The 12,627-nt window shown below is 69.6% G+C and carries 9 protein-coding genes and 1 pseudogene; 9 read left to right on the top strand and 1 reads right to left on the bottom strand.

Translation table 11 applies throughout. The features are described from left to right. Positions 1-201 precede the first annotated feature (201 nt). The gene (locus D3P35_RS15265) at positions 202-2,220 is read left to right on the top strand and encodes a bifunctional diguanylate cyclase/phosphodiesterase (RefSeq protein WP_157982165.1); all 2,019 of its coding nucleotides are present in this window, start codon (positions 202-204) and stop codon (positions 2,218-2,220) included. A 25-nt stretch (positions 2,221-2,245) separates the two neighbouring features. On the opposite strand, the gene D3P35_RS15260 is transcribed toward D3P35_RS15265, so the two are convergent. Then, a complete protein-coding gene (locus tag D3P35_RS15260) occupies positions 2,246-3,034 on the bottom strand; it encodes a DeoR/GlpR family DNA-binding transcription regulator (protein ID WP_118135603.1) in 789 nt (262 codons plus the stop codon). Positions 3,035-3,318: 284 nt separating this feature from the next. Here D3P35_RS15260 and glpD point away from each other — a divergent pair, with 284 nt between their 5' ends. From glpD to glpK, 8 genes and pseudogenes are all read left to right on the top strand, one after another. Then, positions 3,319-4,836, top strand: a complete 1,518-nt coding sequence (glpD, locus tag D3P35_RS15255; protein WP_118135602.1) for a glycerol-3-phosphate dehydrogenase — start codon at positions 3,319-3,321, stop codon at positions 4,834-4,836. Between the two features lie 83 nt (positions 4,837-4,919). Next, positions 4,920-6,011 carry an ABC transporter ATP-binding protein gene (locus D3P35_RS15250; RefSeq protein ID WP_118135601.1) on the top strand — a complete coding sequence of 364 codons (1,092 nt, stop codon included), beginning with the start codon at positions 4,920-4,922 and terminating at the stop codon, positions 6,009-6,011. Between the two features lie 10 nt (positions 6,012-6,021). Next, positions 6,022-7,104, top strand: coding sequence for an ABC transporter ATP-binding protein (locus D3P35_RS15245; protein ID WP_118135600.1), 1,083 nt, complete (start codon positions 6,022-6,024; stop codon positions 7,102-7,104). Next, positions 7,101-7,973 carry a carbohydrate ABC transporter permease gene (locus D3P35_RS15240; protein ID WP_118135599.1) on the top strand — a complete coding sequence of 291 codons (873 nt, stop codon included), beginning with the start codon at positions 7,101-7,103 and terminating at the stop codon, positions 7,971-7,973. The genes D3P35_RS15245 and D3P35_RS15240 overlap by 4 nt, the downstream gene beginning before the upstream one ends. Beyond that, entirely contained in the window at positions 7,973-8,797 is an 825-nt protein-coding gene (locus D3P35_RS15235; RefSeq protein ID WP_118135598.1) for a carbohydrate ABC transporter permease, read from the top strand. Before D3P35_RS15240 ends, D3P35_RS15235 begins: the two co-directional genes overlap by 1 nt. Before the next feature lie 15 nt (positions 8,798-8,812). Further along, a complete protein-coding gene (locus tag D3P35_RS15230) occupies positions 8,813-9,085 on the top strand; it encodes a DUF2160 domain-containing protein (protein WP_118135597.1) in 273 nt (90 codons plus the stop codon). Positions 9,086-9,152: 67 nt separating this feature from the next. Beyond that, a complete protein-coding gene (locus D3P35_RS15225; RefSeq protein WP_118135596.1) occupies positions 9,153-10,856 on the top strand; it encodes an ABC transporter substrate-binding protein in 1,704 nt (567 codons plus the stop codon). Between the two features lie 103 nt (positions 10,857-10,959). Continuing rightward, positions 10,960-12,435, top strand: a pseudogene (gene glpK, locus D3P35_RS15220) (glycerol kinase GlpK); the annotation flags it as partial. Positions 12,436-12,627: the final 192 nt, after the last annotated feature.

The following is a 12,627-nucleotide window of genomic DNA, read 5'->3' as shown; positions in this document are numbered from 1 at the left end:
TCCGAGGAATTGAATAATGATCTCCGCAGGGTGCCACATTTCAGGCCCCCGACGCGGACTGTTTCGAACAGAGCCATTCATCGAAGCGAGAAGGCCATGCCCCGAGAGCACGCACCCCGTCCGGCCGCGCCGTCGGACTCGACCACCGGACCAGGCGCGCTCGACGGAACCCTGCCGGTACAGAGCCCATCTGAGCGGGTGGTGCGGCTCGCGCAACTCGCCTTCGATGTGCCCTTCGCCTGTATCGCCCGCTGCGCGGAGGACGGCGGCGCCCCGGAAGTGCTGCTGCGCACCGGATCGCCGGATTGCGCGGTCGCCGCTCCCGGCACGCTGGAGGCCCTCGCCCGGGCAGGCGCCCCCTGCGAGCTTCCGCCGGGCAGCGACACCGGGCTGGGCTTCGCCGCCGGCGCGCCGGTGCGTGACAGTGCCGGCCGGCTGCTGGGCTGCCTGTGCGTCGCGGCCCCCGGCACGCGCGCCACGCTGCCCGCCACCCATGTCGCCCTGCTGGGCGAGCTGGCGGCGCTGGCGGCCGAGGGGCTCGCCGGCGCCCGTTCCACCGCCGCCACCCCGCGCGCCGTGCCCGGCGATGCCGTGCTCTGCGCCGACCACACCAACCGCATCATCGACTGGAATGCCGCGGCGGAGCGGATGTTCGGCTATTCCGCCGCCGAGGCGCTCGGCCAGCCGCTCGACCTCATCATCCCGCAGCGCCTGCAGGAGCGCCACCGCCACGGGCTCGACCGGCGGGCCGATGCGGCGGCGCCCCGGCTGTCCCGGCCGATGCGCACCATGGCGCGCCACCGCGACGGGCGCGAGCTGCCTGTCGAGATCAGCCTCAACGGCTGGCGGCAGGGCGGGGCGCCGATGTTCGGCGCGCTGCTGCGCGAGCTGAGCCCGCTTGCCGCCGGCCCGCCCGCGCCGGGGCGCGACGCGCTCACCGGGCTGGAGGACCGCGCCGCGCTGCGCGCCAGGCTGTCCGGCGCCGCCGGGGCCGGGCATCGCGCGCTGCTGCTGCTGCTCGACATCGACGGCTTCAAGGACGTGAACACGATGCGCGGCCACCGCATCGGCGACGAGGTGCTGCAGGTGGTCGCCCGCCGGCTGGTCGACGCGCTGCGCGCCCAGGGCAGCGTGGCCCGGCTGGGCAGCGACGAGTTCGCCATCTGCCTCGAGGGGGCGGAGGCCGACCTCTCCCGCGCCGCCGAGCTGGCGGACGCGCTCATCGCCGCCGTGCGCGAGCCGATCCGGCTGGGCAAGGACATCCTGCATGTCGGCGCCAATGTCGGGATCGCGGATGCCGAGCCCGAGGGCGGCCCCGGCCCGGACGAGCTGATCGGCAACGCCGATCTCGCGCTGCTGCGCGCCAAGACAAGCGGGGCGAACAACACCCGCATCTTCACCCAGGACCTGCGCCTCTCCGCGCGCCGGCGCAGCGCCATCAGCTCCGGCCTGCGGCAAGCCTGGGAGCAGGGCGAGTTCGAGCTCTTCTACCAGCCCCAGGTGCGGCTGCGCGACGGTGAGATCACCGGCGCCGAGGCGCTGATCCGCTGGCACCACCCGGAGCGCGGCCTGCTCTCGCCGCCCGCCTTCATCACGGTGCTGGAGAGCGATTCCCTCGCCATCCCGGTGGGCGAATGGGTGCTGCGCACCGCCTGCGCGCAGGCCGCCGCCTGGCGGCGCGACACCGGGCGGGCGCTGCGCGTGGGGGTGAATGTCTTCGCCAGCCAGTTCAACACCCGCAACTTCGTCGCCACGGTCGACCGCGCGCTCTCCGACAGCGGCCTACCTCCGGAGGCGCTGGAGCTGGAGATCACCGAGAAGGTGATGCTCACCAACGACGCCGCCCTGATCGCGCCGCTGCAATACCTGCGCGCCCGCGGCGTGGGCATCGCCTTCGACGATTTCGGCACCGGCTTCGCCTCCTTCAGCATGCTCAAGCATTTCCCCGCCAGCCGGCTGAAGATCGACCGCTCCTTCGTGGGTGCCGGCGACAGCCCGCATGACCTCGCCATCATCGACGCGGTCACCCGCCTCGCCGCGGGCTTCAACCTCGGCGTGATCGCGGAGGGCGTGGAGACCCTGGAGCAGGCCGGGCGCATGCGCCGCCAGGCCTGCGAGGAGGGACAGGGCTTTCTCTTCGGCCAGCCGATGCCGGCCGCGGCCTTTGCCGCCCTGCTCGAGGCACCCGCCAGCCAGCCCGGCTTCGCCACCCGGCACTGAGCGCAAGCCACCGCCGCCCGCGCCCTCAGGCCGCTTCCCCCGCCGGCCGCGGCTCACCCGCGATCTCGATCGTGATGCCGTTTTCCCGCGCCATGGCCATGATGGCCTCGGGGGGTTGCGCGTTGGTGAACAGCGCCGAGAGGTTGGTGAAGGGGCAGATGCGCACCGGGGCGGTGCGGTCGAATTTCGAGGCATCGGCGACGAGGAACACCCGCCGGGCGTTCTCGATGATGGCCTGGGCCACGCGCACCTCGCGGTAGTCGAAATCGAGCAGGGTGCCGTCGGCGTCGATGGCCGAGGCGCCGATCACGCCGATATCCACCCGGAACTGGCGGATGAAATCGATGGTCGCCTCGCCGATGATACCGCCGTCGGAGCGGCGCAGCACGCCGCCGGCCACCACCACCTCGCAGCTCGGGTTGGCCGCGAGGGTGGTGGCCACGTTCACGTTGTTGGTGATGGCCATCAGGTTGCGCTGGCGCATCAGGTTGCGCGCCACCGCCTCGGTGGTGGTGCCGATGTTGATGAAGATCGAGCTGCCGTCGGGGATGTGCTCGGCGCAGATCCTCCCGATGGCCTCCTTCTCGGCATACATGAAGTCGCGCCGGGTGTCGTAGCCCACGTTCACCACGCCCGAGGGCAGCATCGCCCCGCCATGGGTGCGCGCGAGCAGCGAGCGGTCGCACAGTTCGTTGAGGTCGCGGCGGATGGTCTGCGGGCTCACGCCGAAGCGCTCGGCGAGGGTTTCGACCACGACATGGCCGGATTCGCGGGCGATCTCGAGGATCTGCTGCTGGCGGACCGAGGTGAGCATGTTCGCTTTCGTTGTTTTTCGTTCACTTCCTATAGGCCACCGGGCAGGGCCGTGCAACCGGCTTGTGCCTTGCTGCACATGCGTTTTGCACCTGCAATACAAACACTTGGCGCCTTGCCGGCGCAAGATCGCGCTGAATGCGCCACTCCGCCGCGCGGCTTCCGCCACGTCACGGGCTGTCACATCAATTCTTAACACCAATCTGTTGACAGAAGCGCGCGAATCCGCGCATGACTAGGGGCATCTGGAAACGCAATGAACGGTAACGAACAAAAGCCGCCACGATGACAAGCCCCTCGGACAGCTACGACCTCCTGATCATCGGTGGCGGCGTGAACGGCTGCGGCATCGCCCGTGACGCCGCCGGCCGCGGCCTCTCGGTGCTGCTGGCCGAGCAGGGGGACCTGGCGCAGGCCACCTCCTCCTCCTCCACCAAGCTGTTCCACGGCGGGCTGCGCTACCTCGAGTATTACGAGTTCCGCCTGGTGCGCGAGGCGCTGATCGAGCGCGAGACGCTGCTCGTCGCCATGCCGCACATCTCCTGGCCGCTGCGCTTCGTGCTGCCGCATCACAAGGGGCTGCGCCCGGCCTGGCTGCTGCGGCTGGGCCTGTTCATCTACGACCATCTCGGCGGGCGGAAGATCCTGCCGGCCACCCGCTCGCTCGACCTCACGCGCGACGCGGCCGGCAAGCCGCTGAAGCCGGAGTTCCGCCGCGGGTTCGAGTATTCCGACTGCTGGGTGGAGGACAGCCGCCTCGTGGCGCTCAACGCGCGGGACGCCGCCGCCCGCGGCGCGCGCATCTGCACCCGGGTGCGGGTGGAGGGCGCCGAGCGCCAGGGCGAGGCCTGGCAGGTGCGCCTGCGCGACATGGACACCGGCGCCGAGCGCATCGAGCACGCGAAGGCGGTGGTGAACGCCGCCGGCCCCTGGGTCGACGACGTGCTGCGCAACCGCGTGCGCCAGAACAGCGCCGACCATATCCGCCTGGTGCGCGGCAGCCATATCGTCACGAAGCGGCTGTTCGAGCATGACCGGCCCTACATCTTCCAGCAGGCGGACGGGCGCATCATCTTCGCCATCCCCTACGAGACCGACTTCACCCTGATCGGCACCACCGACCAGGAGCACAAGGACGCGCCGGGCACCGCGACCTGCACGCCCGAGGAACAGGCCTACCTGCTCAAGGCCGCCTCGGAATATTTCGCCGCCCCGCTCACGGGCGAGGACGTGGTCTGGACCTATTCCGGCGTGCGCCCGCTCTACGACGACGGCGCCTCCTCGGCCACCGCCGCGACGCGCGACTACGTGCTGAAGGTGGATGACGCGGAGGGCGCCCTGCCGGCGCTCAACGTGTTCGGCGGCAAGATCACCACCTACCGCCGCCTGTCGGAGGCGGCACTGGCCAAGCTCGCGCCCTGGTTCCCGCAGATGGGGGCGGCCTGGACCGCGCGCAAACCGCTGCCCGGCGGGAATTTCCCGGTGGGCGAGGTGGAGGCGCTGATCGCCCGGCTGAAGGGGCAATACGCCTTCCTCGATGACCGCTGGGCCCGCCGCCTCGTGCGCGCCTACGGCACCGAGGCGTTCGAGTTGCTCGGCGATGCCGCGCGGGCGGAGGATCTCGGCCGGCATTTCGGCTGGAACCTCACCGAGCGCGAGGTGGACTGGCTGGTGGCCCATGAATGGGTGCGCTCGGCCGAAGACCTGCTGTGGCGGCGCTCCAAGATGGGGCTGCGGCTCAGCGAAGACGAAACCCGGGCGCTCGACGCCTGGATCAGGACCCGCCGCGCAGCCGCCGCCTGAGGGCGGCTCGCGGCACACGAAGAAAGATACTGCGCCGGCGCCGCCTCCACGGGGAGGGGCGCGCGGAACAGGGAGGAGACGGAATGACCCTGGTGCTTGAAGGCGCCTCGAAGGTCGTGGACGGGGAGGTGTGGATACACCCCACCGATCTCACGCTTGCGAAGGGCACGATGAACGTGCTGCTCGGCCCGACCCTGTCGGGCAAGACCTCGCTCATGCGGCTGATGGCCGGGCTCGACCAGCCCAGCGAGGGCCGCATCCTGTGGGAGGGCGAGGATGTCACCGGCCGCCGGGTGCAGGACCGCAAGGTGGCCATGGTCTACCAGCAGTTCATCAACTACCCCGCGATGACCGTCTACGAGAACATCGCCTCGCCGCTGCGCGTGGCCGGTGTGCCGAAGGCCGAGATCGACGCCCGGGTGCGCGAGGCGGCGGCCCTGATGAAGCTCAACGAGCGCCAGCTCACCCGCAAGCCGCTGGAGCTCTCCGGCGGCCAGCAGCAGCGCTGCGCGCTGGCCCGCGCGCTGGTGAAGAACGCAGGGCTCGTGCTGCTCGACGAGCCGCTCGCCAACCTCGACTACAAGCTGCGCGAGGAGCTGCGCGCCGAGATCCCGAAGATCTTCGAGGCCTCCGGCGCCATCTTCGTCTATGCCACCACCGAGCCGCACGAGGCGCTGCTGCTGGGCGGCAACACCGTGTGCCTGTGGCAGGGCAGGGTGAGCCAGTTCGGCCCCACGCCGCAGGTGTATCGCCGGCCGGCCGACGCCACCACCGCCCGCGTGTTCTCCGACCCGCCGATGAACTTCCTTGCCGCCGAGAAGCGCGGCGACAGGCTGCATTACGGCGCGGGCGAGAGCGTGGAGGCCACCGGCCCGCTCGCCGGCCTGCCCGACGGGCCGCTGCAGCTCGGCTTCCGCCCCGACCACCTGCACATCGCCCGCCCCGTGGAGCACGCGCTCGCCTTCCACGCGAAGGTGGCGGTGACCGAGATCACCGGCTCGGAGACCTTCGTGCATCTCGACCACGGGGCAGACCGCTGGGTGGCGCTGGTGCATGGCGTGCACCCGCTGCGCTACGGCGCGCCGGCGGAGATCTATGTCGACCCCGCGCATGTCTACGTCTTCGGCCCCGACGAGCGGCTGATCGCCGCCGCGTCCTACGCCAGCGCGGCCTGAGGGGGGAACAATGGCACGCATCACGCTCAAAGACCTGGCACATTCCTACAGCCCGAACCCGCAGTCACCCTCGGACTGGCAGCTGAAGCCCACGCTGAACCACGAGTGGGTGGACGGGGCGGCCTACGCGCTGCTCGGCCCCTCGGGCTGCGGCAAGTCCACGCTGCTCAACATCATCTCCGGCCTGCTGCGCCCCAGCCAGGGCCGCATCCTGTTCGGCGACACCGACGTGACCGACCTGCCCACCGCGGCACGCGACATCGCGCAGGTGTTCCAGTTCCCGGTCGTCTACGACACGATGACCGTCTACGACAACCTCGCCTTCCCGCTGCGCAACAAGGGGGCCGACGCCGATTACGTCGACCGCCGGGTGCGCGCCATCGCCGCGATGATCGGCATGGAAGACGTGCTGAAGCGCAAGGCCCGCGGCCTCACGGCGGACGCGAAGCAGAAGATCTCGCTCGGCCGCGGCATGGTGCGCGAGAACGTGAACGCCATCCTGTTCGACGAGCCGCTCACCGTGATCGACCCGCACATGAAATGGGAGCTGCGCACCCAGCTGAAGGCGCTGCACGAGGAATTCGGCCACACGATGATCTACGTGACCCATGACCAGACCGAGGCGCTCACCTTCGCCGACCACGTGGTGGTGATGAGCGAGGGCGAGGTGGTGCAGATCGGCACGCCGGAGGAGCTGTTCGAGCGGCCCGCCCACACCTTCGTGGGCTATTTCATCGGCTCGCCGGGCATGAACCTGCTGCCTGCCAGCATCGACGGCGCCATGGCCACGGTGGAGGGCGCGCAGGTGCCGCTCGCCGCGCGCTACCCGGGCGGGCAGGGGCTCGAGATCGGGGTGCGCCCCGAGTTCACCCGCCTGGTGGAGGGCGAGGCCGGCCTGCCGGTGGAGATCACCCGCATCGAGGACGTGGGCCGCCACAAGATCATCCGCACCCGCTTCCACGACCGCGAGATCAACGTGCTTTCGCCCGAGGGCGCACCGGTGCCCGAGGGCGCGCGCCGCGTGGTGTTCGAGCCCTCGCGGGTGAATGTCTACCGCGACGGATGGCGCATCGCAGGGGAGGGCCAGGCATGAACAAGACAACCAACCATCGCGCCTGGTTCCTGGTGCTGCCCGTTCTGGTGCTGGTGGCCTTCTCGGCCGTCATCCCGCTGATGACGGTGGTGAACTACTCGGTGCAGGACACGTTCGGCAACAACGAGTTCTTCTGGGCGGGGCTCGAGTGGTTCGAGGACGTGCTCTCCTCCGAGCGCATCCGCGATGCCTTCCTGCGCCAGATCCTGTTCTCGGCGATCATCCTGGCCATCGAGATCCCGCTCGGCATCGTGGTGGCGGTGAACATGCCCAAGAAGGGCGTGTGGTCCTCCGTCTGCCTCATCCTGATGGCGCTGCCGCTGCTGATCCCTTGGAACGTGGTGGGCACCATCTGGCAGGTGTTCGGCCGGGTCGACATCGGCCTGCTGGGCCACACGCTCGCCGCGCTCGGGATCGACTACAACTACACCCGGGACGTGGAGGATGCCTGGATCACCGTGGTGGTGATGGATGTCTGGCACTGGACCTCGCTCGTCGCCCTGCTGTGCTTCGCCGGGCTGAAATCGATCCCCGACGCCTATTACCAGGCCGCGAAGATCGACAGCGCCTCGCGCTGGAAGGTGTTCCGCTACATCGAGCTGCCCAAGATGCAGGGCGTGCTCCTCATCGCCGTGCTGCTGCGCTTCATGGACAGTTTCATGATCTACACCGAGCCCTTCGTGGTCACCGGCGGCGGCCCGGGCAATGCCACCACCTTCCTCTCCATCGACCTGGTGAAGATGGCCATCGGCCAGTTCGACCTCGGCCCCGCCGCCGCCTTCTCCATCGTCTATTTCCTCATCATCCTGCTCTTCAGCTACGTGTTCTACACCGTGATGAAGACGCTCGAGAAAGCGGAGGGCAAGTGATGGCCGCCGTCATGCAATCGCGCCGCTTCAACGGCTCCGCCCTTGTCACGCTGCTCTACCTCGTCTTCCTCATGCTGCCGATCTACTGGCTGGTGAACATGAGCCTGAAGACCAACGAGGAGATCCTGAGCACCTTCACCCTCTGGCCGGACAACCCGACGCTGGCGAACTACGCCATCATCCTCACCGACCCGAGCTGGTACATGGGCTACGTGAACTCGATCATCTACGTGGTGATGAACACGGTGATCTCCATCGCGGTGGCGCTGCCGGCGGCCTATGCCTTCTCGCGCTATCACTTCCTGGGCGACAAGCACCTGTTCTTCTGGCTGCTGTCCAACCGCATGGCGCCGCCCGCGGTCTTCGCGCTGCCGTTCTTCCAGCTCTACTCCTCCATCGGGCTCTTCGACACGCATATCGCCGTGGCACTGGCGCATTGCCTGTTCAACGTGCCGCTGGCGGTGTGGATCCTGGAGGGCTTCATGTCCGGCGTGCCGAAGGAGATCGACGAGACCGCCTATATCGACGGCTACTCCTTCCCGCGCTTCTTCGTGAAGATCTTCATGCCGCTGGTGGCATCGGGCATCGGGGTGGCGGCGTTCTTCTGCTTCATGTTCTCCTGGGTCGAGCTCTTGCTCTCGCGCACCCTCACCTCGGTGGACGCAAAGCCGATCGTGGCGACGATGACCCGCACCGTCTCCGCTTCGGGGCTCGACTGGGGGGTGCTGGCGGCCGCCGGCGTGCTCACCATCATCCCCGGCGCGCTCGTGATCTACTTCGTGCGCAACTACATCGCCAAGGGCTTCGCCCTGGGCCGGGTCTGAGGGAGGGACACAGACATGGCATGGATGGCATGGACCCCCGCGACAGCCACCTTCTTCGGCGTCATCGCCCTGCTGCTGCTGGGCATGCTCGTCTGGGGGATCGTGGCACCGCAGGCGCCGCGCATGGGGCTCTTCCGCTTCGAGACGACGCCGGGAGACCGCTTTTTCATCAGCCTGCTCGGATCGGCCTTCATCTGCCTGATCTGGCTGGCCATCTTCGGGGCCCCGCTCTGGGGCGCCCTCATCATCTGCCTGGCATGGGCAGCGGCAATGTTCCGCTGGGCCTGAGCCGGGCCGGTCGGGCCGGGGGCGTTGGGGCACCCGGTCCGGACATTCGCAACGGGAGGAAAGAACAATGAAATCCGCATTCCGGGCCACCGCCGCAATGGTGGCGCTCATCGCCGGATCGTCCGGCGCATGGGCCGACGAAGCGGCCATCGAGAAATGGCTGCCCGAATTCCAGCCCTCCTCGCTCTCCGAAGCCGAGCAGAAGGCGGAGATGGAATGGTTCATGAAGGCCGCCGAGCCCTTCAGGGGCATGGACATCCGCGTGGTGTCCGAGACCATCGCCACGCATGAATACGAGTCCAAGACGCTGGCGCGCGCCTTCTCCGAGATCACCGGCATCAACCTCACCCACGACCTGATCGGCGAGGGCGACGTGGTGGAGAAGCTGCAGACGCAGATGCAGTCCGGCGAGAACATCTACGACGCCTACGTGAACGATTCCGATCTCATCGGCACCCACTGGCGCTACAAGCAGGCCCGCGACCTCACCGCCTGGATGGAAGGCGAGGGCGCCGATGTCACCTCGCCCACGCTCGACCTCGACGATTTCATGGGGCTGTCCTTCACCACCGGGCCGGACGGCGAGATCTACCAGCTGCCCGACCAGCAGTTCGCCAACCTCTACTGGTTCCGCTACGACTGGTTCACCGACCCCGAGATCATGGCCGAGTTCAAGGAGAAATACGGCTACGAGCTGGGCGTGCCGGTCAACTGGTCGGCCTACGAGGACATCGCCGAGTTCTTCACCGGCCGCGAGATCGACGGCCAGAAGGTCTATGGCAACATGGACTACGGCAAGAAGGACCCCTCGCTCGGCTGGCGCTTCACCGATGCCTGGCTCTCCATGGCCGGCGCCGGCGACAAGGGCACGCCCAACGGCCTGCCGGTGGACGAATGGGGCATCCGGGTGAACGAGAACTCCCAGCCCGTGGGCTCGTGCATGACCCGGGGCGGGGCGACCAACTCTCCCGCCGCCGTCTACTCCATCGAGAAATACATCGACTGGCTGCAGAACTACACGCCGCCCGCCGCCGCCGGCATGACCTTCTCCGAGGCGGGCCCGGTGCCCGCGCAGGGCAATATCGCCCAGCAGATGTTCATGTACACCACCTTCGTCGCCTCGCTGGTCGCCCCCGGCCTGCCGGTGATGAACGATGACGGCACGCCGAAATGGCGCCTCGCCCCCAGCCCGCACGGCGCGTACTGGGAAGAGGGCATGAAGGTGGGCTACCAGGACGCGGGCTCCTGGACGCTGATGGAATCCACCCCCGTGGACCGCGCCAAGGCGGCCTGGCTCTACGCCCAGTTCGTCACCTCCAAGACCGTGGACGTGAAGAAGTCCCACGAGGGGCTCACCTTCATCCGCAAGTCGACCGTGGAGGACGAGAGCTTCACCGAGCGCGCGCCCAGGCTCGGCGGCCTGGTGGAGTTCTACCGCTCGCCGGCCCGCACCCAGTGGACCCCCACCGGCACCAACATCCCGGACTACCCCAAGCTCGCGCAGCTCTGGTGGCAGAACATCGGTGATGCCTCCTCCGGCGCCAAGAGCGCGCAGGAAGCCCTCGACAGCCTGTGCGAGGCCCAGGAGAAGGTGCTCTCGCGCCTCGAGCGCGCCGGCATCCAGGGCGACCTCGGGCCGAAGCTGAACGACGAGGAAAGCGCCGAGTACTGGCTGGAGCAGCCCGGCGCGCCGAAGCCGAAGCTGGAGAACGAGAAGCCGGAGCCGATCACGGTGAGCTACGACGAGCTGATCAAGTCCTGGCAGCAGTGAGCAGGCCCGGGCGGCGGTGACAGCCGCCGCCCGCACCCCCGGCGCGGGCCATCCCCCGGCCCGCGCCGGACCCTTCTTCCCACCACCTCCGGAGCCAGCCGCAATGACCCATGTGCTCGCCATCGACCAGGGCACCACCTCCAGCCGCGCCATCGTCTTCGATGCGGCCCTGCAGGTGAAGGCGGTGGGGCAGGAGGAGTTCGCCCAGCATTTCCCCGCCTCCGGCTGCGTCGAGCACGCGCCCGAGGACATCTGGTCCACCACCGCCGGCACCTGCCGCGAGGCGCTGGAGCGCGCCGGCCTCGGCCCCTCCGACATCGCCGCCATCGGCATCACCAACCAGCGCGAGACCACGCTGGTCTGGGAGCGCGCCACCGGCCGCCCGGTGCACCGCGCCATCGTCTGGCAGGACCGGCGCACCGCCGAGACCTGCCGCCGCCTGCGCGAGGAGGGCTGCGAGCCACTCTTCGCCGCGCGCACCGGCCTGCGCCTCGACCCGTATTTCTCCGCCACAAAGCTCGCCTGGATCCTCGACCACGTGGAGGGTGCCCGCGCCCGCGCCCGCCGGGGCGAGCTGCTGTTCGGCACCGTGGACACCTACCTGATCTGGAAGCTCACCGGCGGCGCCGAGCACGTGACCGACGCGACGAACGCCGCGCGCACCATGCTCTACGACATCCACCGCGGCCGCTGGGAGGAGGACCTGCTGAAGCTCCTCGACATCCCCGCCGCCATGCTGCCCCGCGTGCGCGACAGCGCCGCGCCCTTCGGCATGACCCGGGCCGATCTCTTCGGCCGGCCGATCCCCATCCTCGGCGTCGCGGGCGACCAGCAGGCCGCCACCCTCGGCCAGGCCTGCTTCCGCCCCGGCATGCTCAAGAGCACCTACGGCACCGGCTGCTTCGCGCTGCTCAACACCGGGGCCGAGCCGGTGACCTCGCAGAACCGGCTGCTCACCACCATTGCCTACCAGCTCGGCGGCACGCCGACCTACGCGCTGGAGGGCTCTATCTTCATCGCCGGCGCCGTGGTGCAATGGCTGCGCGACGGCCTGAAGATCATCCGCGAAGCCTCTGAAACACAAGGCCTCGCCGAGGCGGCAGACCCCGCCTCGGGCCTCTACATGGTGCCTGCCTTCACCGGGCTCGGCGCGCCCTGGTGGGACGCGGAATGCCGCGGCGCCATCTATGGCATCACCCGCGCCACCGGCCCGGCCGAGCTTGCCCGCGCCGCCCTCGAGAGCGTCGCCTACCAGACCCGCGACCTGTTCGACGCCATGCGCGGAGACTGGGACGGCGCCACCGACACGGTGCTGCGGGTGGACGGCGGGATGTCCGCTTCCGACTGGTCGATGCAGTTCCTCGCCGACATGCTCGGCGCCCCGGTCGACCGCCCGGTGGTGAAGGAGACGACCGCCCTCGGCGCCGCCTTCCTCGCCGCCATGCAGGCCGGGCTCTGCCCCGGGCCGGAGGAGTTCGCGCGCACATGGGCGCTGGAACGCCGTTTCGAGCCCGCGATGCCGGCCGAGGCGCGCGAGGCCCGCCACGCGGGCTGGCGCGACGCGGTGCGCCGCACGCTGGTGAGCCCGGCCTCGGGCCGGACCGCTGCGGAGGCCCCGGCGCCCGGCCTGCGCGGGGCATCCGTCGCCCCGGCCTGACGCGCGCGACCGGACCCCGAGCCCCGCGCGATCCACCCGCGTCACGCCCCGGGCAGCCCCGTGCGGGCGGGCTTCCCGGCGCCGCCGGGCCCGCCGCCGACCCGGTCACTTGAA

Source organism: Oceanicella sp. SM1341, assembly GCF_003448965.1.
In the GTDB taxonomy this organism is placed as follows: domain Bacteria; phylum Pseudomonadota; class Alphaproteobacteria; order Rhodobacterales; family Rhodobacteraceae; genus Paroceanicella.
This window is presented reverse-complemented; position numbering and strand designations above follow the sequence as displayed.